At 35.7% G+C, this 22,982-nt stretch carries 23 protein-coding genes; 7 read left to right on the top strand and 16 right to left on the bottom strand.

The genetic code is table 11. The annotated features are described in order from the left end of the window. Positions 1 to 67 precede the first annotated feature (67 nt). The gene (locus BLS98_RS21055; protein WP_089739160.1) at positions 68 to 2,725 is read left to right on the top strand and encodes a T9SS-dependent M36 family metallopeptidase; all 2,658 of its coding nucleotides are present in this window, start codon (positions 68 to 70) and stop codon (positions 2,723 to 2,725) included. A 66-nt stretch (positions 2,726 to 2,791) separates the two neighbouring features. Here the strand turns inward: BLS98_RS21055 and BLS98_RS21060 are convergent, their stop codons facing one another. The 10 genes from BLS98_RS21060 to BLS98_RS21105 form a co-directional block, all read right to left on the bottom strand. Beyond that, the gene (locus BLS98_RS21060) at positions 2,792 to 3,964 is read right to left on the bottom strand and encodes a DUF2062 domain-containing protein (RefSeq protein WP_089739162.1); all 1,173 of its coding nucleotides are present in this window, start codon (positions 3,962 to 3,964) and stop codon (positions 2,792 to 2,794) included. A gap of 4 nt (positions 3,965 to 3,968) precedes the next feature. Then, positions 3,969 to 4,445: a hypothetical protein gene (locus BLS98_RS21065; RefSeq protein ID WP_089739164.1), complete on the bottom strand. Its 477-nt coding sequence runs from the start codon at positions 4,443 to 4,445 to the stop codon at positions 3,969 to 3,971. Then, entirely contained in the window at positions 4,442 to 4,822 is a 381-nt protein-coding gene (locus BLS98_RS21070) for a 3-hydroxyacyl-ACP dehydratase (protein WP_089739166.1), read from the bottom strand. Before BLS98_RS21070 ends, BLS98_RS21065 begins: the two co-directional genes overlap by 4 nt. Before the next feature lie 54 nt (positions 4,823 to 4,876). Continuing rightward, positions 4,877 to 5,512: a flexirubin biosynthesis protein LolB2 gene (locus BLS98_RS21075; protein ID WP_089739168.1), complete on the bottom strand. Its 636-nt coding sequence runs from the start codon at positions 5,510 to 5,512 to the stop codon at positions 4,877 to 4,879. After that, complete coding sequence (locus BLS98_RS21080; RefSeq protein WP_089739170.1) at positions 5,478 to 6,104, bottom strand: flexirubin biosynthesis/transport protein LolA2; 627 nt, start codon at positions 6,102 to 6,104, stop codon at positions 5,478 to 5,480. Before BLS98_RS21080 ends, BLS98_RS21075 begins: the two co-directional genes overlap by 35 nt. Beyond that, complete coding sequence (locus BLS98_RS21085; protein ID WP_089739171.1) at positions 6,097 to 6,852, bottom strand: polysaccharide deacetylase family protein; 756 nt, start codon at positions 6,850 to 6,852, stop codon at positions 6,097 to 6,099. Before BLS98_RS21085 ends, BLS98_RS21080 begins: the two co-directional genes overlap by 8 nt. A 259-nt stretch (positions 6,853 to 7,111) precedes the next feature. After that, a complete protein-coding gene (locus BLS98_RS21090; RefSeq protein WP_089739173.1) occupies positions 7,112 to 8,173 on the bottom strand; it encodes a beta-ketoacyl synthase N-terminal-like domain-containing protein in 1,062 nt (353 codons plus the stop codon). Further along, complete coding sequence (locus BLS98_RS21095; protein ID WP_089739175.1) at positions 8,170 to 9,369, bottom strand: beta-ketoacyl-[acyl-carrier-protein] synthase family protein; 1,200 nt, start codon at positions 9,367 to 9,369, stop codon at positions 8,170 to 8,172. The genes BLS98_RS21090 and BLS98_RS21095 overlap by 4 nt, the downstream gene beginning before the upstream one ends. A gap of 84 nt (positions 9,370 to 9,453) precedes the next feature. Then, positions 9,454 to 9,711, bottom strand: coding sequence for a phosphopantetheine-binding protein (locus BLS98_RS21100; protein WP_034692439.1), 258 nt, complete (start codon positions 9,709 to 9,711; stop codon positions 9,454 to 9,456). Positions 9,712 to 9,796: 85 nt separating this feature from the next. After that, positions 9,797 to 10,336 (bottom strand): 3-oxoacyl-ACP synthase, encoded by a 540-nt coding sequence (locus BLS98_RS21105; RefSeq protein WP_089739177.1) that lies wholly within the window; start codon positions 10,334 to 10,336, stop codon positions 9,797 to 9,799. 171 nt (positions 10,337 to 10,507) lie between these two features. Between BLS98_RS21105 and BLS98_RS21110 the strand changes: the two genes are divergently transcribed. From BLS98_RS21110 to BLS98_RS21130, 5 genes are read left to right on the top strand one after another with little or no spacing between them, the layout of a single operon-like run. Continuing rightward, positions 10,508 to 11,833 carry a hypothetical protein gene (locus BLS98_RS21110; protein WP_089739179.1) on the top strand — a complete coding sequence of 442 codons (1,326 nt, stop codon included), beginning with the start codon at positions 10,508 to 10,510 and terminating at the stop codon, positions 11,831 to 11,833. Positions 11,834 to 11,845: 12 nt separating this feature from the next. Then, entirely contained in the window at positions 11,846 to 12,412 is a 567-nt protein-coding gene (locus tag BLS98_RS21115) for a DUF6705 family protein (RefSeq protein WP_089739181.1), read from the top strand. Next, positions 12,412 to 12,981: a DUF6705 family protein gene (locus BLS98_RS21120; protein WP_089739183.1), complete on the top strand. Its 570-nt coding sequence runs from the start codon at positions 12,412 to 12,414 to the stop codon at positions 12,979 to 12,981. The genes BLS98_RS21115 and BLS98_RS21120 overlap by 1 nt, the downstream gene beginning before the upstream one ends. Further along, complete coding sequence (locus tag BLS98_RS21125) at positions 12,981 to 13,550, top strand: DUF6705 family protein (protein WP_089739185.1); 570 nt, start codon at positions 12,981 to 12,983, stop codon at positions 13,548 to 13,550. The genes BLS98_RS21120 and BLS98_RS21125 overlap by 1 nt, the downstream gene beginning before the upstream one ends. Next, the gene (locus BLS98_RS21130) at positions 13,550 to 14,113 is read left to right on the top strand and encodes a DUF6705 family protein (protein WP_089739187.1); all 564 of its coding nucleotides are present in this window, start codon (positions 13,550 to 13,552) and stop codon (positions 14,111 to 14,113) included. Before BLS98_RS21125 ends, BLS98_RS21130 begins: the two co-directional genes overlap by 1 nt. A gap of 70 nt (positions 14,114 to 14,183) precedes the next feature. On the opposite strand, the gene BLS98_RS21135 is transcribed toward BLS98_RS21130, so the two are convergent. The 6 genes from BLS98_RS21135 to BLS98_RS21160 all read right to left on the bottom strand — a co-directional run bounded on the left by BLS98_RS21135 (position 14,184) and on the right by BLS98_RS21160 (position 19,305). Next, positions 14,184 to 15,344 (bottom strand): beta-ketoacyl synthase N-terminal-like domain-containing protein, encoded by a 1,161-nt coding sequence (locus tag BLS98_RS21135; protein WP_089739189.1) that lies wholly within the window; start codon positions 15,342 to 15,344, stop codon positions 14,184 to 14,186. After that, entirely contained in the window at positions 15,341 to 15,769 is a 429-nt protein-coding gene (locus BLS98_RS21140; protein ID WP_089739191.1) for an acyl-CoA thioesterase, read from the bottom strand. Before BLS98_RS21140 ends, BLS98_RS21135 begins: the two co-directional genes overlap by 4 nt. A 68-nt stretch (positions 15,770 to 15,837) precedes the next feature. Further along, positions 15,838 to 17,106 (bottom strand): ABC transporter permease, encoded by a 1,269-nt coding sequence (locus tag BLS98_RS21145; protein WP_089739192.1) that lies wholly within the window; start codon positions 17,104 to 17,106, stop codon positions 15,838 to 15,840. Then, on the bottom strand, positions 17,093 to 17,851 hold the full coding sequence (locus BLS98_RS21150) for an ABC transporter ATP-binding protein (protein WP_089739194.1): 759 nt from the start codon (positions 17,849 to 17,851) through the stop codon (positions 17,093 to 17,095). Before BLS98_RS21150 ends, BLS98_RS21145 begins: the two co-directional genes overlap by 14 nt. 1 nt (position 17,852) lies before the next feature. Further along, positions 17,853 to 18,848: a BtrH-related acyltransferase DarH gene (locus BLS98_RS21155; protein ID WP_089739196.1), complete on the bottom strand. Its 996-nt coding sequence runs from the start codon at positions 18,846 to 18,848 to the stop codon at positions 17,853 to 17,855. A 52-nt stretch (positions 18,849 to 18,900) separates the two neighbouring features. Further along, complete coding sequence (locus tag BLS98_RS21160) at positions 18,901 to 19,305, bottom strand: flexirubin biosynthesis protein DarG (RefSeq protein ID WP_089739198.1); 405 nt, start codon at positions 19,303 to 19,305, stop codon at positions 18,901 to 18,903. 430 nt (positions 19,306 to 19,735) lie between these two features. Between BLS98_RS21160 and BLS98_RS21165 the strand changes: the two genes are divergently transcribed. Then, on the top strand, positions 19,736 to 22,648 hold the full coding sequence (locus BLS98_RS21165; RefSeq protein ID WP_089739200.1) for a M16 family metallopeptidase: 2,913 nt from the start codon (positions 19,736 to 19,738) through the stop codon (positions 22,646 to 22,648). Positions 22,649 to 22,982: the final 334 nt, after the last annotated feature.

The raw sequence follows: 22,982 nt of genomic DNA on the forward strand, positions 1-22,982 counted from the left end.
GTAACATTTTAGTTTATTTCTCTACTAACTGAGAAATTGGATATTAATATTTGTTAAAAGAAAATCTATGAAAAAAATTCGACTTAGTGTTAAGCTATTGTTATTTTGTTCTCTTTTTAGTGCAGGGATTGTCTCTGCTCAAAAGTATGAACAAACAATTAAAGACTATGTTAATTCTGTAGGATCATTTCAAAGATCTAACCCAGAATTAAAGGGCTTTAAAATTATCAACATTGATCCTTCAAGCAGTTTAAAAGGAGATATTGTAGGAATACAGCAAATGATTAACGGTATTCCTGTTTTTGGTAGTTCTGCAAATGTTTTAATTAGAGAGGGTAAAGTATTAAATTTTACAGATACATTTCTTAAAACATATCCTACTGCAATTAAAGGGAAAGAAAATGGCAGAAAGGATATTTTGATTGAAAATACTGTTAAGAAACTGAATGGCTCATCTGTAGCCAAGAGTATTGATGGTCATGAAGAACCAATAAAAGTTAATACAGTTTATTTTGTTAAGAAAGGGGAATTAATACTTGGTTATCAGTTTAATATTGAGGAGAAAGGTACAAGTAACGTATGGAATACAATTGTAAATGCAGAAGATGGTTCCATTTTATATCAGGAAAATACAACTCTTTCTTGTGATTTTCACCCTGAAGCTTATGAACAGCATCATGCTTTAGGAGAGTCTTTATCCGGAGTAAACATATTACCATCTGCTTTACCAAGCGATAGAAGTACTGCAGAGTTACAAAAGAATACAAATTTTGTTTTATTACCAGATAATGCGTCTTATAACGTTTTTGCTTTTCCGGTAGAAGCTCCTACTTTTGGAAACAGAACATTAATTACAAATCCTTGGGATCTGGTAGCATCTCCAGAAGGCTGGCACTCTGACGGTACTACTAGTTATACCATTACAAGAGGAAATAATGCCTTTGCATATACAGATGAAGCTAATACTAACGCTCCACAGTTCTCTCCAGATGGTGGAGCAAGCAGAACTTTTGATTTTCCTTTAGATATTACACAATCACAGCAAACTTATACTTCGGCAGCTGTTACCAATTTATTCTATACAACGAATAAAATGCACGATGTATTTTACAAATTTGGATTTACCGAGTCTGCAAGAAATTATCAGAAGAATAACTTTACAAATGGAGGGGTAGGTAATGACCCTGTTCTTGCCGAATCCAGAGATGGAAGTGGTATTAATAATGCTAATTTTAACCCTGGTGTTGATGGAACAAGCGGAAGAATGCAAATGTTCCTTTTTGTACCTAACGGCGCAAGATACCTTTATTATAATGCCCCGTCGAACTACGTAACAAGAACTCCTGCAGCAGCTACAGCTAATTTTGGGCCACAGCTGATTGGTGGAACTCCTGTAACAGGGGATTTAGCTCTTTCAACCCCTGCAGATGCATGTACTACCGTTACAGCTGGAAGTCTTACAGGTAAAATTGCTGTAGTAACCGCTGCAGCATGTGGCTTTGCTGTTAAAACAAAAAATTTGCAGAATGCCGGTGCAGTGGGAGTTATACAATACCACCCCAATAGCAATACTCCTGTAGGATTAGGAGGAACAGATACCACAATTACGATTCCTACAATTATGGTAGGTAAGAACGAAGGAGAGTTTTTGGTCACTGAATTAACAAACGGAGCCGTTGTAAATGCTACTTTAAAAACTGAAGCCGTTTATAAAGACGCAAGTTTAGATAACGGAATCATTAGCCATGAATATGGGCACGGAATTTCTAACCGTCTTACAGGAACAGGAAGCTCTTGTTTATCTTATATTTCATCTAATGAACAAATGGGAGAAGGGTGGTCTGATTTCTTTGCCTTAATGATGACTACTAGACCAGGAGATAATGCATCTATTGCAAGAGGGGTAGGAACCTTTGCTTCAGGAGAAGAAACAACAGGTGCGGGAATTAGACCTGCAAAATATTCACCTGATTTTGCCATTAATAATTATACATATGGGAGAACGAATGGAATGAAGGTAAATGCTAGTAATCCTATATTTGGAGCGCTTACAGTACCTGATGTTCATAGTATTGGTTTTATCTGGGCTTCAATGCTTTGGGATCTTAACTGGAAATATGTAGAAAAATACGGATATAGCAGTAATGTTTTAGCAGATCCAAACAGTGGTAGTGCAAAGGTTTTACAACTGGTAATGGATGCGCTTAAATTACAGCCATGTAATCCGACCTTTATACAAGGTAGAGATGCAATTCTTGCTGCAGACCAGGCTACTGCTAATGGTGAAAATAAATGTATGATCTGGAAGACATTTGCTAAGAGAGGTCTAGGAGTAAACGCTTCAGCAGGATTACTTAACGGATTGGAATTCGGAGCTAATCAGCCTTTATTAGATATGAGTGATCAGGTAGAAGATTTTACTATTCCAAGTGAATGTCAGTCATTAGCTGTAAATGAAGTGGCAGAGAATTCGAAAGGAATCTCTATTTATCCAAATCCGGTAAAAAATGAATTCACGATAAAAACTCCTTCAGGAATGAATTTATCAGGAATTACAACAGTTTCTATCTACGATTTTACAGGAAAGTTGATTTCTCAGGAAAATATCAATCTTAACAAACAGACAACCGTTAACGCAAGTAATCTGATCAATGGAGCATATATTGTAAAGATTAAGAATAATTCTTCAATCGATTACAGTCAGAAAATTATTGTTTCAAAATAGAAACGTCCAACTTATTTATTTTTAAAGTCCCGGAATTTTTCGGGACTTTTTATTTTGAGCTTTATTCTAATTATTCTCGGGATTCAGTTTATTCAGGAAAAAGAAGGTAGAGATCCCTGCAATCGCAGATAATGTTGTGCTTAAGATAAAACTTCCGATGATATATTGAAGCAGATTATTTTTTATCAGCTCAAAATTAAGATCTTGGCTTAGGAGATTACTATCTCCATGCACAAACGGAGCGCCCAGAAATAAGGATGCTGCAATAATAAAAGGGATAAAAGGTGGTAGGCTCACATTGGAAGCTACAAATGCCAGAACCTTATTCAGCTTAAAAAGAACAGATAAGCTGATCACAAGCAAGGTCTGGAATCCCCAAAAAGGAGAAAGCCCTATAAAGACTCCAAGAGCAATGGAAAAGGCTTTTGTACGGTTGCTTCCGTCGCTTTCCAACACATCTTCCTTTATGAACCTTTTAAAGCTTTTTTTTTTGAAATTATTCACGAAGTTTCTCGGAATAATATAGAATAGGGTAATCGTTACCAAAATTGTATTCAGAATACTGATTCTGGTGAAATCCTTAAATGGTCTGAAGTGAGAAACACGTTCTGCAGGATCATAGAGAACTTTAATGGGAATGTTCTTTACCGGAACATGCCTCCAGGCAGTTCTTACGATGATCTCAATTTCAAATTCAAACTTAGGGGTAAAATATTTCTTTGGAATTTTGTGCAAAGGATAAAGTCTGTATCCGGATTGAGTATCTTCTAGCTTGATTCCGGTTTCAAACCAAAACCAGAAATTAGAAAATCGGTTTCCGAAACTGCTTTTCTTTGGAATTCCGTCCTGGGACATATTTCTGTTCCCAATCAACAGAACATCTTGATCTTCCAGAAGAAGAGCTTCTACAAATACCGGGATATCGTTTGGATAATGCTGCCCATCAGAATCAATGGTTATGGCGTAATCATAACCCAATTCTTTTGCCTTTCTGAAGCCTGTTTTAAGCCCATTTCCTTTTCCTTTGTTCTCAGGTAAGGAAATTACCGTGATCTGAGGATATTGGTTCAAAATCTGAGGCGTGGAATCGGTGGAACCATCATTAACCACAATAATACTCTCGGTGTAATCTAAAACACCGTCAATTACCCTTTTCAGGGTCTTTTCATTATTATAAGTAGGTATTAAAATGCAGATTTTCCTTTCAGAAATTGCATTTTGTACTTCAGCAAGGGACATGTTTTTATTTTAAAGTGGCTCTTTCCGCCTCGGTCATAGTTTTAGACTGCAACGCAAACCTTTTGATATAGTTTTTTAAAGCTGCATTCTGTTTGCTGTAATTGTTCAGGAGAAATGTTTTGTCATCTTTTAAACTTCCTCTGTATCCCACAATTTTAGGAATATTTTCCTGAACACTTAGTCTTATCAGGCGAAGTTCTGCATTATTGGGATTACTTTTAATGATTCCTTCAAGGTTGGTTGCACCAGTCTTTACAAGGGCTTTCCTGTTGCCTTTAGATACTTTAGCTTCCATAATTTTGGCAGCTGCTTTATACCCTAAAGTGACTGGATCAGAACCCGATTGTTTTTCTGCAACGTCAATGAAATTTGACGTGTTGGTACTGGACTCGTTAGCCTTGGCATAGCTGTTTCTCAGTGCTTCAAGATCAGACTGAAAGAAAAATATAAATGCCGCTACGAAGGAAAAAATAAGTTTCATGACATTAATTTTTTATAGCTTACAGACAGTTTCAATGCAATAGTCTCGCCAAAAGAGGTTGAGTTTTTTACTTTAACATCCTCACCATCTTCCGTAATATCCAGTTGAAGTTTCAGATCAGGAGTTTCAAAAGGATTGATAATCGCCATGAATTTTACATTCGAAGCTGTTTTTAAAAATAATTTTGAAGCTGTCAATTCTTCTGTCAGTTCTTTAATGATTTGCATCATACAAACTCCCGGAGTCACAGGGTTTCCAGGAAAATGTCCCTTGAAAATGTCGTGATCCTTATTTAATTGAATATAAGCAAGAAAGCTTCCGTTTTCTGCCTTTTCGTATGATGTCAAAGTATAAAAATCTGTAAGAATAGTCTGCATGATCTTATTTTTTTAAGATTAAATAGATGATAAACTCCGGTTTGAAAAACAATATTATTCTGTTTCGGTTATTTGAAATAGTTTTATATTGATCTTAAAATCCTTATGTTGTAAGTTTAAGCTGTCTGCGAAGATATGCTTTTTTGCATCAAAAGTAAAATCGATCTTTTCTCTGTTGTTTTTCGTGTAAATGATCTGTTTCAGTAGATTATTGTCTTTATTGAAGAACAGATAATAGCTTTTATTATCAATCTTAGAGAGATAGATTTTAGCATTTTCATTTTCAAAACTTTCACTCACTGGATATTGTCTTTTTAACAGCTGCTGAAAATCATTTTTCAGAAAGTTAATAACAATTTTCTTATCCAGATCCGGCAATACATAATTGAATTTAAAATTTTGATCTGAGATTTCAAAATCAATCAGTTTATTCCCGAAATCAGAAGTTAATGCGACACGATGCGTCGTTTCATTCAATTTTTTGATAATGAGAATCCCGCTTACATGATTTTTATAAATATCCATCTGACATTTATAAACATAGTCTTCAGCAGACGAAAAATATAAATTTTCAACTGTTTTTTCTTTTGCCGGAACTGGCTTCACATCGGTAAGCTGATAGGATTTACAGGAAACAGCCAATACCAGAACCAGGCTATAAACTAAACTCTGACGCAGGAATTGAAGCATTGATCTTTGTGTTTTTGAAAACAATAGTAGTAGTATCTCCCGAAGCTTCCGTCATATTCACCTGAGAAACCGTAGATTGGCTTTTAGGGAAGAACAGTTCAATCTGCTTAATGTATTTTAAAAGCTGTGAAGTCTTCGGAACAAATTTCGCCACATTGTAATTTCCGTTTTTGAAATACGTTACTGTAAACTCAGGATCGTTGAACATGGTTCCGTTTGAGCTTCCTACAATCAGTTTATTGATCTTTTCAAAAGTTTTGCTCTTAGCATCTACAGACGATTTTTTCCCCTGGTCATTGATGTAAATCTTATTGCTTTTAAAAACAATGCTGTACTGATAAGGCTTGGTGTATTTCCAACTCAGCATATTAGGAGTCTGCAAAGACATTTTTCCATAGGTAACAATGCTTTTATCCAGGAAATCCATTTTTTTGGTTTGGGTAAAATCACTCTGTAAAGTTTTGATTTCTTTGGTGTCTGCAGAAACCTTGGATACAAATGCTTTAGCTTCTGCTCCGGACATGGCTGTGTTTTGAGCAAAAAAGAAACCGGATACCAGTAAAAATGCTCCGAAAGCAATATTTTTAATCATTTTTTCTTGAATTTGTAATAGAATCAACTGTAAAAGCTGAATACTTTTTATCCTCCAAAAATACTAATAAATCTGCCAGTACACGATACGTTTTTTCTGAAGTGTCATGAAGGAGAATAATGCTCCCTTTTCTTAGACTTTTAGTTACTCTTTGGTAGATTTTCTTTTCATCATCAATAATGGTGTCCAGAGAGCGGACATTCCATCCGATGCTGGTTTTATGAGTCCGTTTTATCGCTTTGGCAATACTCGGATTAGTTACTCCGAATGGCGGTCTGTATAAATTGGTTTGTATATTACCAACATTCTTCATGATTGTATCACAGTTTTCAATCTCTGCAATCATTTTTGAAGTTGATAAAAAACCAGTTGAGTTGGAATGAGATAAAGTGTGATTCCCGATGGTATGGCCTTCTGTGATAATTCGTTGAAAGGTTTCAGGATATTTTTCAATTTGTTTTCCGATACAGAAAAAAGTTGCCTTGATTTTGTGTTCTTTGAGTAAGTCTAAAAATTTCGGGGTGAATTCAGTAGGACCATCATCAAAAGTAAGAGCTACTTCCTTGATTCTCGTTCTTTTATGAGTAATACTGTTGACGAAATATCCCAGCTCAATAGCAAATGATCCCCAAACTACTACTGCGGAAAAAGCAAGGAAACATGCGATATACACCCAAAGACTTCCCTGAAACGCATAGATAAAAACGTTACAGAAGAGATAAAACAAGATGAATGAATAATGTCTCATGATTGGTGTTTTTGAATTTGTGATTGTTTATTTCCTTATTCTATAATTGTTCAATCATTCTGAATATAAAGGTAGAGATTCTTCCTTCGTCAGAATGACAATTGTAACAAATTTATGTCGGTTTGATCTATTTTAGAGCTCTTTTTGTGACACTGTAAGAGTCTAAACCAATACATTCAAATTATCCATATTGAGATTCCGCGTTCGCTCTGAATGAAAAATAAGGGTTTAGTATTAAATAAAATTGCTGTTTTGCCAACTAGGCCTTCTCTAGTAATACCAAGCTATGGTCATTGCCTGCGAGATGATTGTAAAGAAGTATATTTTTCACTTCTTCCTTTTTCTTTGCATTAATCATCATCACTTCCGGGATCTGCTGTTCCTTAAGAATATGACAAGCAATAAACGTAGAAAAACCACTCGCTGTATTAAATTCTCCACTCAAATGTTTGTAATACAATAATGCCGAATCTGGAAACAAGTCCATAGCCTTTGTATAATAAGCATCAGAATCTGCATCTCCGCTGAAGCCTAAAATTACGGCATCAATATCTTTTGTAGAGAGATTGTTCTTTGTTAAAAGCTCCTGAATAAAATCTGAAGTTTCCTCCAGTTCCAATCTGTTACTGATTTTAATGTCGGTAAGTTTTGCGTAGGAATTTTCGGTTTTATCTTTTCCAACAACGAAAAAGCTTGCTCCTTCCCCCCAAATAACACCCTTAGTCATAGAATTCAGATAATCCGCAGGAAGATCTGATTCTTTTTTAATGGTATTATTCAGACAGTAAAGTTCCATGGTTCTGTTAGTTTGTTCATCAGTAGACCCCACCAGAACATTGTGAGCTTCACCATCCTTAATCTGAAGTTGGGCATCCAAAAAAGAAAACTCCAGCGATGAAGATGTATTTACATAGGTAAAGTTGTAGGCATGACACTGCAATCCAAGGGCAATCTGGCCTGCAACAGTATTATGAGTAGATTGAATAAAAAATGTTGGGGTTAAAAACTCCTCATGATTATCAATTACATTTTTCAGAAACTTTTCAGAATCCTGTGAACATCCCATTCCGGTTCCTACAATAATGGCATCCGGCTGTTCAATTCCAGCTTCTTTTAAAGCATAGTTTGAAGCTACAGAACTCATTTTTACAGTTTTGGACATTCTCCTGATCATGGCCGGAGGAATGAATTCTTTGTAATTAGGTTCTATGGCTTTAATCATCTTCACCGAATTTTCCGGGGTAAGATTCTGAAGAATATTTTCGTTTAAAGTGTCCTGGACAGAGATACAGGATGCACTGTTGATGTATACTGTACTCATGATTTTGAGAAAATTAAGGTTGAACAGTTTCCGCCAAATCCAAATGAATTGGAAAGAACATGATTGATATTTTTCTCCTTCAGTTCAGTAACCGGGGTTAAATCAAACTCTTCTATTTTCGTTTTGAAATTCAGATTTGGGAAGATGAGACTGTGCTGCATAGCTAAAATTGAAAATACAGCCTCAATTCCGGCAGCGGCAGCCAGTGTATGTCCTGTGAATGCTTTTGTAGAGCTGAATTCAGGGACTTGGTTTTCTCCAAAAATTCTAATCATGGCAATTCCTTCAGATAAATCATTATTAGGAGTTGCTGTTCCATGAACATTGATATAGTTAATATCTTCTTTTTGTAAACCTGAAATTTTCAGTGCCTGTTGCATGGCTAAAAATGCACCCTGTCCGTTTTCAGAAGATGCGGTCTGGTGATGAGCATCGTTGGCATTTCCATATCCGGAAAGATAGGCCAGCACTTTTTTATTTTCCTTTTTAACAATTTCTTCGGATTCAAGAACTAAGAAAGCGGCAGCTTCTCCAAGGTTCAATCCTTTTCGGTTATTATCAAAAGGAGTATTGTAAGAGTCTGTAAGGATCATCAGTGTATTGAACCCGTTCAGCGTAAACTTTGAAAGGGAATCTGTTCCCCCAACGATAACACGGTCCAGAACTCCGTTTTTAATGAGCTTGGCTCCCATCATGATAGCATTGGCTGCGGATGAGCAAGCTGTACTGATGGTGGAAACCATACCTTTTAATCCCAAATGATCGGCAATCACCAAAGAGGAATTTCCGGCATCATGAGCGTCAATATATTTTTGCTTTTCAGGAAAGTCTTCGTAGGAATAGAAGTATTTTTCAGTAATATCCATTCCTCCAACGCTGGTAGAGGAGATAAGCCCGGTTCTGTAACCGTTGATATCTGATATTCCTGCACTTTCTACAGCTTCTTTAGCGGCTACCATCCCTAATAAAGATGTTCTTGTAACATTATTGTCTTCGCTAAGCTGAAGTTTCTGTACAAGTTCCTCGTTGGATAATTTTATTTCACCTGTTTTAATGTTTCCTGCATGGCGGGTTTCAAACATCTGAATATCTGAAATACCATGTTTTCCGGATTGCAATGAAATAAAATTTTCCTCCACATTGTTTCCGATGGAGGAAATGATGCCCATTCCTGTTATGGCAATTTTTTGACTCATTCTATTAAATAATGTAACAATGTATCAATGTAACAGTTTACCAATTCTTAGTACATTGATACACCGTTAAACAGTTATATTAATTTATTTTGTTCTGTTATCTTCGATGAATTTAGCCATGGTATCGATAGATTGGAAAATTTCCTTTCCTTTTTTAGGATCGGCTAATTTTATTCCATAATCTTTATCAAGAAGAACGATTAATTCTAGAGCATCAATAGAGTCTAATCCTAATCCACCTCCAAATAATGGATCGGTGTCTTTAATTTCCTCTACAGAAACGTCTTCAAGGTTAAGGACTTCAATAATTTTGTGCTTCAATTCAGTTTTTAAGTTTTCCATAATTTAATTAATTTACCAATGTATCATGTACAGTTTACCAATAGCTAAAATTGTTACATTTCTACATTGTTATAGTGTTCCATTTTTACAAGGTTAGCAAATATACAAAAGCTTTATAATTTTCCTGAAATAATTCAACCCAGCCACACAATACTTTATCAGCTTTGCCGGATTGGAGAATCTGTTCAGCATAATCGTTTAAAAATTTTTCATCAAATTCATCCAAAACAAAAAAAGCATTCTCTGTCTGCATTTTGTGCTTAATACTGATCTCACCTACACAGATGTTGGGTAAGGTATAAACAAAGACTGCCGGGCTAGGGAAGTAGTTCTCCTGAGAATTAATGCTTTCCTGGTATTTGAAATCAGTATCCAAACTGGAAGATCTGTTGGCAAAAACTAATGCAGTTCTGCTGTGGTCTTCCTCTTTTAATAGCATTTCGGCAGAGAGAAAAGCCAATTTACTCAAACTGTCCATTTTATGAAACTTCGGATAGCTGAGCGCTAAGTTTTTATAGGCTTCTTTGGCAAATTCCTGGAATGTATTGCTTTCGGTTTCAAAAATAAGGTTTCCATCAACGGTTATTTTTGAATGTTCTATGGTGCAGGTATTGATTTTCCTCATTAATGCGCTTCCATTTTTTACAAATATAAAATAATTTAGAATGATGGGTAATAGGTATTCGTTTAATCACAAAATGCCTTTGTTGGGAATGGGAATCGCAAATATTTCGATATTTTGTCACTTGTATGTGATAAAAATTATTATATTTAACGAATTAAAAAACAAATGTCTATGAAGAAAAATTTAGCATTGCAGCTTTCGTTGCTGTTTGCTTTAGCCCTATCTTTACAATCATGCAGGACTGGTGAAGATTATCTCTCTGCTAAAGAAGAACAATATTATTCCAACAAATTTCAGGTATTTACTTCGCTTAATGATGAAAGTGTAGATTATGCCAAAGGCTTCAAAACCCTTATGGAAAACTATGATGGGATTCATAAAACGCATTATACAAGAACTTCTGCCATAAAATCAGGAAGTCTGGGTAAAAGTGATGAAGAATATGTAGAGTTCAGACTGCACTCCCAAAGTATGCTTTTGGAAGATGATGAACGCTGGATTATTTACCCCATGCTAAAGAATGGGCAGGTAAGTGGATTAATGGCAGGTATTCTGAGGAAGGAAGAAACTGAAGTGGAATTCAGAAATCTGGATTCCGGAAACGCTTATTACGACGAAGTGTTTAAAATATTCAGTATGGCTTATCTGAAACACAACCTGAAAAACGGATTGAACAATAAAGGTGGTGGCTGTGGATTTGATTCTAATGATGCGTGTGATATAGGAAATATTGATATTACTCCACCCAAAGGTGGCCCTAAAGGCAATGGTCCTAAAAGCGGATGTACTGGATTGAATAACTGCATCAAGCCTGAAGTAAATCCTGGCGGCGGCGGTGGCGGCCCCGGAGGTAGCGGATCTTCTTATGTAGAGCCATGTGATAAAACAAAAACAATGTTGGCTAGCCAGAAAAACAAGGATATTATTGATGATCTTAAGGAGCATATGAAAGGCGGGTCCAGAGCAGGAGAAAAAGGATGGCGGGACAATAAAACAGGAGCTCCTACGCAAGGCACCCAAAATGAAGACCATAGTGTAAACCTTGGAGACCCTTCTACCATGAATGGTGGCTATCATAATCACCCAGGAACCGGGGTGAAGATATTTTCGGCCAATGATATTGCTATTCTAATAGAAATTGCGAGATATCAAGCCATAGGAAATACAGGAAATGCCTATATGGTAGTGGTAGCTCCAGGTGGCATACAATATGTAATGTACTTTAATGGAACGCATAATGAAATCCCTGCGTATGGAAGTTATAGTGTAGGACAATTGGATGGTTGGAATAAAGAACAATGGCTTACGTATATAAATACTGTTTCTAATGATAATCTTTCTAATTATCAAAAATTAGAGAAAGTTTTTTCCTCAACCTTAAAATCTATGGGATTACAAAATAAAGTTATCCTACAAAGAGTTGAAGAAGATTCCAAAATTTCAACAATAAATCAAAACTCAGATGGAAGTACAACAGCCAATCCATGTAATACTTAAAATAAGAACATTATGAAACAATTAATTTATATATTAGCTTTATTTACAATATCTTGCAAAGCACAACAGCAAATATTCCCGTTAAATACTTATGCTGAAAATATTCCTATCAATTCATATTTTAAAGATTTAAATAATGAATTGAATCCTTATACTGGAGTGTGGGTTGCCTCATTTGAAGATAAAATGATAACCCTTAACATTTCTAAAAAAATAGAAATGCCAATTAAACTTTTTGGAAAAAACTTTTATCGAGATCAATTATTTATCCGATATGAAATAAAAAAAAATGGTGTAATATCAGAAAGTACACTAGATAAAGATTTTACTAATAATTCTCAACTTTCCATAGAAAGTGCACTCACTCAAGATAATGGTAATAAAGTTATACTCCTTTTTTCAGGGGGGAGTTGTAGTGTAGGTATAGGAACTATCAATTTGGAGAAAATAAATGCTACTCAATTTTCATGGGGGTATTATCCTGGGACAACAACGAGAATTGATACTCTTTGCCCTCCTGATAAAGAGTACAAAATACACCTTCCCGAGACAGAGAACCTGATCTTTACAAAGCAGTAATGAAAAATGGACTAATTATACTGGGGATTTTTGTTGTGTTTTCTTGTAAGGCACAACAGCAAGTATTTCCGCTAAATACTTATCCAGATAATGTTCCTGTCAATTCATATTTTAAAGATTTGAATAATGAGTTGAATCCTTATATTGGAATATGGACTGCCTCATTTGAAGATAAAATGATAACCCTTAACATTTCCAAACAAATAGAAATGCCAATTAAACTTTTTGGAAAGAACTTTTACACAGATCAGTTATTTATCAGATATGAAGTAAAAAAAAATGGAGTAGTATCAGAAAGTACACTCAATAAGGATTTTATAAATGATGTAGGACTTTCTATAAAAAGTTTACTCACTCAAGATAATGGTAATAAAGTTATATTCCTTTTTTCGGGGGGAAACTGCAGTGTTGGTATAGGAACTATCAATTTAAAGAAAATAAATGCTACTCAATTTTCTTGGGGATATTATCCGGGAACTACAACAACTAATGATATTAATTGTCCCCCTGACAGAGAATATAAAATATACCTTCCCGAGACAGAAAACCTAGTCTTTACAAAGCAGTAATGAGAAATAAGTGGATTATATTGGGGATTTTTGTTGTGTTTTCTTGTAAGGCACAGCAAGTATTACCCTTGAATAATTCAGCTTTTAGATCTCCAACAAACTCATATTTTAAAGATATTAATCACGAATTTGATTATTATCTTGGAATATGGAAAGCAACTTTTCAAGATAAGACTATCACTTTGCATATTTCAAAAGAAGTAAAGATACCTTTTGAAATGTGGAATAAAAACTTTTACAGAGATCAACTCCGAGTTAGATACGAAATAATGAATAAGAGTGGGGTAATTCTTGAAAGTTCTTTAAATAAAGATTTTACAAATGATATTAGCCTGTCTATAAAGGGACTTAAGACCCAATCAAATGGAGCCTTACTTAATTTAATATTTGCAGGAGGTAATTGTAGTGTTGGTGTAGGAGCAATTAACTTTAAAAAAATTGATGCTACTCAATTTTCATGGGGATATTATCCGGGGACAACAACGAGAATTGATACTCTTTGCCCTCCTGATAAAGAGTACAAAATATACCTTCCCGAGACAGAAAACCTGATCTTTACAAAACAATAATGAAAAATAAGTGGATTATTCTGGGGATTTTTGTTGTGTTTTCTTGTAAAGCACAGCAAATACTTCCATTAAACACTTCCGCTTTTAAGTCTCAGACAAATTCATATTTTAAAGATATAAATAATGAATTAGATTACTACACAGGAGTATGGACTTCAAATTTCGATAACAAAACTATAAAACTTGTTATTACTAAGGAGATAAAAAAAAACCTTAAAATGTGGAAAAAGAATTTTTATACCGATCAATTATTTATAAAGTATGAAGTAAAAAAAGATGATATAGTTTTGGAAAGCACATTAAATAAAGATTTTACAAGTGATTCCAAACTTTCTATTGAAGGCTCAAAAATTCAAGAAAATGGCAATATTATATTTGTTTTTTCAGGAGGAAACTGCAGTGTTGGTATTGGTACCATTACTTTAAAGAAAATAAATGATACTCAATTTTCATGGGGATATTATCCGGGGACTACAACGAGAATTGATACTCTTTGCCCTCCTGATAAAGAGTACAAAATACACCTTCCCGAGAGTGAAAACCTGGTCTTTACAAAACAATAATAAAAAAACCGCTCAATGTGGTTTTTTTATTATTGTATGCAGTTTCAGGAATGAAAAAAAAACATTGTTTTTAACATTTTTCCAGCACAATCGCCGCATTACAACCTCCAAAACCAGATGCAGTTTTCAGAATATATTTTACGGTTGCAGACTGATTTTCTTTGATAATATTCAATGGTTGAGACACTCCCATTTCTTCAAAGTTTTTAGAAGGGAGCAGGGTGTTTTGAAGAGCAGATTCCATAGAAATAATACTTTCCAATAATCCAGAAGCTCCTAAGCAGTGTCCGTAATATCCTTTCATGCTGTTGAGAGGAACATTTTGAAGCTCCATTCTGCTGAAAGCGATGCTTTCCATTTCATCGTTATATAATGTTGCCGTTCCGTGGGCTGAAATAAAATTGATTTCTTCTGCAGAAACATGGGCTTCCATCATGGCATTTCTGATGCTTCCGTATAAACCGTCTCCTGTTCTGGAGGGGCCTGAAATATGGTTGGCATCATTGATAGCTGAGTCTCCCAATACTTTAAATCTACATTTTTCGTTTTGCGAAATTGTTTCTTCGTCAGAATGACCATTAGTGATATAAACTGCTGCTGCTGCCTCACCAATATTGATTCCGTTCCGATTTTTATCATAAGGTTTGCAAGGTTCTGAACCAATTGCTTGAAATGAATTGAAGCCGGAGATCACAAATTCCGAAATTTCATCTCCTGCAATTACAAAGGCATCTTTATATTTTCCTGCCTGAATCATATTCTTGGCAACCGCAATAGCCATAACTCCGGAAACACAGGCATTGGAAACTACAATAGGTTTGGTTTTAAATCCGAAAAAATCTGCAATTTTCTGGGCTAGTTGTGATAAATAAACACCTTCCGGTAATTCAGTCTGGTTTTTTAATAAGCTGATATTTCCTTTTGTTGTAGAAAGGATGAGAGCTGTGTTTTCAGTTATATTATGTTTTTCAGCCAGAGGCTTCATGCTTAGAAGAAGCATTTTTTCCAGTCTTGTGAATTCCTGCTGGGTATTTTGAGTGAAGACTCTATCAAATTCTTCATCCAGCTTTTCAGAATCAATCACGGAGGCATAAAAAGCATCCTGATTTCCTATAATTTTATGTAAAGCAACCCCTGATTTTCCGGCTAAAAGTGCCTTCCAGTTAGAATCCACATCAAAACCAAGAGGCGTTACACAGTTATAGTCTATGATATAAATTTCCTTCTTCATGATAAACCCATTTTATCTTTCCAGGCTTGAAAAAACTCCGGATTATATAAACATAAACCTCCATTGCTGTCCAGAAATACCTGAATAGTTTCTCCGCTGCATACCAACTTGTCTTCCTGATTGAAAAGCTCATATTTATAAATAAGCTTTGCTGAGACAGAATTCACAAAAGTGGTTACAACTCTAAATGTTTCTCCATATTTTAACGGAAGAAAATGCTCACAGGTGCTTTTTACAATAGGTGTTACATAGCCTGCCTTCTGAATATCGAGGTAAGTAAGGCCATGCTGACGTCCAAAAGCTTCTCTTCCGTCTTCAAAATAAACAATGTAATGCCCATGCCAGACAATGCCCAGTGGATCTGTCTCATTGAATCGTACTCTTACTTCTTCAGTACAGGTTAATATATTTTCGTTAGACTGCATGTTTTTTCTTCCTGAGTTTTGTTTTTATGGATGTCAGAACTTCCTGACAATATTAATAATAAAATAGATTAAATATTATGAAGCTTTCTTTCGTAGAAAATAGAGATGGATACGGTTGCAATGTAAAATAAAAATAGAAATACCAGTTCTTTGGCAATACCTCCGATTCCGCTGTTTCTTAAAATAATATCATAATAAGCGTTTAGTCCCCAGTTCATAGGAGAGAATTTGGCTACAGTCTGCATGAATTCGGGCATTAAAAATACCGGAACCCAGATTCCACCGATTGCTGCCAACACTACTACAGATGTTGCTCCAAAAGGAGCTGATTGTTCCTGGGTATCTGCAATAGTTCCCAATAATACTCCAAATCCTATGGCTGCAAGCCCTGCAAATAAAGTTACCGTAACAAGCTGGAACATCTTACCGGATACATCAAATGCCGGAAGGTCCATGTATGGGAAAAGATAAATCCCTACAGCCACCATCAGCAAAAACTGAATAAGGCAGATAATAAGATAAGTAAATGTCTTTCCTAAAATATGTACAAAATAGGGAGTAGGGCTTATTCTTGCTCTTACACTTGTTCCCTGGCTTTTTTCTTTTACAAGGTTGATGGATAAAGGAACAACAATGAAAAAGATGGCGAAAAGAGTCCATGCAGGAACGTTATGCTGAACAGAATTCGGCATAATGTCCATTTCTCCTTTTTTCGGTGTGATTTCTTTGAAACTGATGAGGTTTTTATTCTCCTCAAGGTTTTCTGTTGTTCCAAGCTGATCCTGGAATGCTTTGTAGATCTTTTTATTTTCGATCTCAAAAACCATTTTGTTTACGGAATTCATTACAGAGTTTTTGAATCCAGCATTGGTTGCCGGGTCAAAATATAAATGAATTTCTTTAGCTTTCGGAGCTTCTATTTTTGTTTGTGCAGAATCACCTTCCAATCCGAATGAACTTACAATAGCCTGAACTTTGGAATCAATATTGGTGTTTAAATCCTTCGTAAGGTCTTGAGGAATGACAATCGCCATTTGATATTCTCCCGCAAATACAGCCTCCTGTGCTGATTTTTCGTTGAAATTGGTCAGCAGTTGGAAGGTCTTACTATTTTCAAGTTCTCCTTTTATATTTTTAGAAACTTCAGATTTATCATGATCAATAAAAATGATTGGGATTTTTGAACCTTCAAGGTTTTTAAAGGTAGAATCCTGAATCAGGGTAATGGTTACAATTAAAAGCAACGGCATTACGAAAATGATGACAATTCCTCCAATATCTCTTTTCAGCAGAAGAATTTCTTTAATAAAACTTCTCCACAGTTTATACAACAACATCTCTTAATTCTTTTCCGGTTAATGAAATGAAAACATCTTCAAGGTTTTCTGCGTGGGCAATCTGAGAAACAAGTTCTTCAGGAGTTCCCACAGCATGAATTCTTCCTTTATCGATAATCGCAATCTTAGTGCAGAATTCTTCTGCCTCAGAAAGGTGGTGGGAAGTATAGATGATGCATGTTCCGTTTTTATTCAATTCTAAAAGGAAATCAATGATTACTTTTTTGGATTGTACATCTACGCCTACGGTAGGTTCATCCAAAAACAACACTTTCGGATTGTGAAGGGTGCCAGCGATGAGGTTGCAACGGCGTTTCATTCCTCCTGAGAATTGGCCTACCTGTTTGTTGGCAAATTTTGAAAGCCCCATAATTTCCAGGGAATCATCAATCGCTTTGGTAAGCTCCTTATGCTTTAACCCATATAAGCTTCCGAAAAACATCAGGTTTTCTTTAGCGGTAAGAGTAGGATAGAGTGCATATTCCTGTGGAACAATTCCCATAATCTCCCTGATCTTGAAATTATCTTTTTGTGGAGATAGTCCATTGATCGTAAATTGTCCTGAAGTAGGTTTAATTAACCCCGAAAGCATAGATATCAAAGTTGTTTTTCCTGCTCCGTTAGGACCAAGAATCCCGTAGATATCGTTCTTGTGGATATTCAAAGAGATATCATTTACAGAAAACTCATCGGAGTTTTTGTATTTTTTATATAGATTTTTAATCTCAATCATATTCTCTGCCATATCAGATCGCTTTTCTCAGTTTTTTATAGAAAGCTTCTTCTAAATCTGCAATATGAAGCATTGTTTTTGATAATTCGTTGTAGATGTCGCTCTTAGCATTTCTGTTTTTATACACTCTGGCAATATCTACTGCAAAATCTCTCCAAAGATCCCCAATAGAGGTAATTTCTTTTGAAAGTTCTTTTAATTCATCATTTTTAAGGATAACAGCTGCCTCCTGAAGAAATGCTCCATAAATAAATCTGAAGCCTCCACCTCCTGTGCCGATTTCCTCCTGCATTCTTATCAATTGCCCAAGATAATGGTTGGTTACTTTTGTTCCTTTCTTTTCTGCCCATTTTGGAATGCTTTTAGCCACCCATCTCATCGCTTTTACTCCAATAAGTGGTACCGGAGCCAGCATGTTTTTGCAGGTATCTTTAATTCCTTTTTTTATGGCTTCTTCCAGATGAACATCTTCCGGAATATAAATAGGATAGTACATGTGTCCTTTGGGAGGCAGTGCTCCTTTGGCATATCTTACTTTTTCCAGTTCTGCTTCTGTAAGGGAAGTTGTGTAATCCATTACCGGATCACTGATGAGGAATTTCCCATCTTCTTTACCATATACGACAAGATTGTGGGCATTGAAGTGGAATTTATATTCTTCAGGGAAATAGGTAAGGTTAAAAACACCTACCTGAAGTCCTGTAGGGATATTTTGTTCTAAGTTTCTTTCCAGTGCTTTTTGGGCATCCTGGGGATTTGAGAATTTTTCTCTTTTGATTTTAATTCCTAATCTTTTAGCTGCTTTACTGAAAATAGCACCCGGCATCGGACGATAGCTGAAGCCCGGAGCAAAATTCACCTTCAAAAAAGGAAGGTAGACAAAAAACAATCCTGACCCGATCCCGAAGATCATAGGCTCACTTAGTTTCAGTCCTCTGTTAAGCAGTAGATTAGAAGCAACACCGTTTTCGCAATGCGCAGTCTGATGGTGTTCAAAGTTTAATTTCATTTGCAGTTTGTATCTTTTTCCTGGGTAAATAAAACGGAGTGTATTACTTTGTTTATTTCCCGTTGAAGTTTTTTAGTTCATTGACTGAAATCCCGAATGCATCGGCATATTTTTTCAGTGCAGTTTCGCTTAGTGTTTTAAATACTTTGGGTTTAAAGTGTCTTTTTACCCTCCATTGCCATATTCCTACATAAGAGGCCAATACTCCCAGGTCCATTTTATTGAACTCCATAAAATAAACGATAGGGCTTACAATATTATTGGCAACGTTTTGCTTGGCATCTTCAATCCTCTCATGAATAAGCTCCATAGATTCATCCAAAGCTGCTTTTTTAGCATCCCAGCCTGTACTGTTTGCTGTTGTATAATTATCATTTTCATCCGTTACATAAAGAACTTCTGTCATGTTGGCGGATTTCAGATTACTTTCGTCTTGAGGAAGGTCTTGTTTTTTCATCTGAATAATGTTTAATTTTTTAGGTTCCAGATGAAATAAGACTCACCTGTTTTTGATTCTTTTAATCAGGTGGCTAAAATAGTGAAAATACATAATATGAAAATTAGGGTTGCCCGGACGATGATATTGTTTTGACATAAAGGTTATATCAGGTTTTGGACACAAGTTTTAACAGAGTAATATTTTCTCCGATTTGACCAGGTACAAATTGACATTGATACCTCTCTTTAAGTTTATACAAATAAGGAGAATCTTTGTTTTATTCAGTTTTTGAACTAGGGATGTTTAACTAATTGGATGTAATGAAATCTTAAGAAATACTGTTAGTACTTATGATGCATATTTATGATGGAGCAAACTGTAACAAGTGCCTCCTGTCATAAGACTAATGGAGTAGAAATTTGAATATAAAAATTATTAAATAACCACTATGAAGAAACTTTTTATTTCTGTTTCGCTTTTCTGCATGCTTAGTGCTATGGCTCAGAAATTCGATACTCAAAAACTAACAGATGCCCAAGGTTACACCTATGAAACGGTGAAGAATGACCTGGCAGGGGTAAGAGTATATACCCTGAAAAACGGATTAAAGGTTTATCTTGCTAAAAATGAAGATGCCCCAAGAATCCAGACTTATATTCCGGTAAGAACAGGATCAAATAATGACCCGAGTGATAATACAGGATTGGCTCACTACTTAGAGCATATGGTTTTCAAAGGAACCTCAAAGTTGGGAACTCAGGATTGGGCAAAGGAAAAAGCATTGTTGCAACAGATTTCTGATCTTTATGAGCAGCATAAGGCAGAAAAAGATCCTGCAAAGAAAAGGGAGCTTTATAAAAAGATTGATGAGGTTTCTCAGGAAGCTTCAAAATTTGCGATTGCGAATGAATATGATAAAGCGATTTCTTCATTGGGAGCTACAGGAACTAATGCTCACACTTGGCTGGATGAAACCGTTTACAAAAACAATATTCCATCTAATGAACTTGAAAAATGGTTAAGGGTAGAAAAGGAACGTTTTTCGGAACTGGTACTTCGCCTTTTCCATACTGAATTGGAAGCGGTATATGAGGAGTACAACAGAGCACAGGATAATGACGGACGTTTGGTAAACTATGCTTTAATGGAAGCTCTTTTTCCAAAACACCCGAACGGACAGCAAACTACTATCGGGACTTCTGAACACCTGAAGAGCCCTTCAATGCTAGCTATTCATAAGTATTTTGATACGTATTATGTGCCTAATAACATGGCCGTAGTATTGGTTGGAGATATCGATTTCGACAAAACTATAAAATTAGTTGACCAGTATTTCGGGGCTTTCAAATACAAGGAGCTTCCGATGAAAAAGATGGTAACAGAAGAGCCTATGACTCAGATTGTTTCCAGAACTGTAAAAAGTCCATCTACTCAAAGAATGACGATGGCTTGGAGAACAGATTCTTATGGAAGTCAGGAAGCGAGACTGGCAGATGTAGTGGCTGAAATATTGAGCAACAGAGGTGATGCCGGTTTAATTGACCTTAATATTAATCAAAAGCAAAAAACGTTAGGAGCTGGTGCTTATGAATCTCCATTCAAAATGTATGGAACGTTTGCATTAGTGGTAACTCCTAAAGAGGGACAAAGTTTTGATGAGGCTAAAAAATTATTATTGGATCAGCTTGACCTTGTTAAAAAAGGGCAGTTTCCGGATTGGATGCTGAAAGCTATCGTAAATGATAAAAAGGTTCAGCGCATGAAAGGGTTGGAAACTGCTGATGGTTTGGCTACGGAACTTTATGATTCTTATATCAAAGGAAGAACCTGGGAACAGGAGCTGGATGAGATCAATCAGTATGAAAAGATCACTAAGGCTGATGTAGTGAAGTTTGCGAATGATTTCTTTAAGGATAACTATGTTGTAGTGTACAAAGAAAAAGGAGTGAATGATAAACTTGTTCGTGTAGAAAACCCGGGAATTACTCCTATTAAACTGAACAGAGAAGCTCAATCGCCTTTCCTTAAAGATATTTTAAATACTAAGGTTGCTGAAATTAAACCTGAATTCATCGATTATAAAACAGCAATCCAGACTTCAAAAGTAAAAGACAAGACGGTAAGTTTTGTGAAAAATAAATACAATGAGATTGCTCAGGTAAGCTATGTTTTTCCTTTCGGAACAGATAATGATAAGGAACTTTCGTTAGCAGGGACTCTTTTTGAATATCTTGGAACGGATAAATATACTCCGGAACAATTGAAGGAAGAGTTTTATAAGCTAGGAATTTCTTACAGTTTCAGAACTTCAAATGACCAAACTACGGTTACTTTATCCGGTCTTGAAAGCAATATGAAGAAAGGAGTTGAGTTGATGAATCACTGGATGACCAACGTAAAAGCGGATAAAGCAATTTACAGTCAAACGGTAAAAACAATCCTTGAAGCCAGAGAAGTTGCTAAAAAAGATAAGGTGAGAATTATGGGTGCTCTTTCCAACTATGCAAAATATGGAAAAGACTCAAGAATGACAGATGTGATTTCTAAAGCTCGTCTAGAAAGTATTGATGCAGTAGAGCTGGTTAAAAAGATCAAAACACTGAATCAGTATCCTTACGAAGTTCTTCTTTACGGACAGGACAAAGCAGGAATGGAGAAAGCGGTACAGCCTTATATTGTAAACGCAAGTCTACAGCCTGCAAAAGCTAAGGAATATGCAGAGCCTGCAACAACTGGAAAGGTATATTTCACGAATTATGACATGGTACAGATGGAAATGGCTAAAGTAGCAAAAGCAAGTTCTGTAAACCTAAGCAACTTCGGAAAGGCTAATGTTTTCAATGAATATTTCGGAAGAGGGCTGTCGTCTATTGTTTTCCAGGAGATCAGAGAAAGTAAGTCTTTAGCATATTCTGCCTATGTTTCTTATGCAAATGCTTCAGAAAAAGGACATGCTAACTACATCACGAATTATATCGGAACGCAGGCTAACAAGCTTCCTTTGGCTGTAAATGCAATGAGCGAACTAATGGCTGAGTTACCACAGATTCCAACACAGTTTGAAAACGCTAGAGGTTCAGCATTAAAGCAGATTGCGTCTAACAGAATTAACAGAACTAATATTTTCTTCAGTCAGTTAGCACTTAAAAAGCTAGGGGTTGATTATGACCTGAGAAAAGATACCTATGCTGAAATTCAAGGATTGACATTGCCTCAGCTGACAGGATTCTATAATACAGAAGTAAAACCTGTACAATACAATACCGCAATTATCGGTAAAAAAGAAAACCTAAATATGGATTCTATCAACAAGATGGGAACATTCCAGGAAGTATCTCTTGAAGAGATCTTCGGATACTAATATTTTAGTTTTAATAATAGGTAAAGTGGAGCAGAAATGTTCCACTTTTTTGTTTAAATAAGGTATTTGATTGATAGTGAGTGTTTCACGGATCTATAGAATGTTTCACGTGAAATATTCTATTTTTTTAACACGAATGTCACAAATAATTCCACAAATACTCACAATGATCTGTAATGTTTTTCAGTGACTATTTTTATAACGCAAGGTTCGCGGAAGGATTATTAATTGTTGATGTTTTTCGATCGCAAAGGCGTTTCACTAAGCCAAGGAAGATGTTTGGTAAGATTGGCTGTTTTTAATTCAATAGAGGTGGGCTTTAGCCCGCCTAAAT

The sequence above is a fragment of the Chryseobacterium jejuense genome (genome assembly GCF_900100075.1).
Lineage (GTDB): Bacteria > Bacteroidota > Bacteroidia > Flavobacteriales > Weeksellaceae > Chryseobacterium > Chryseobacterium jejuense.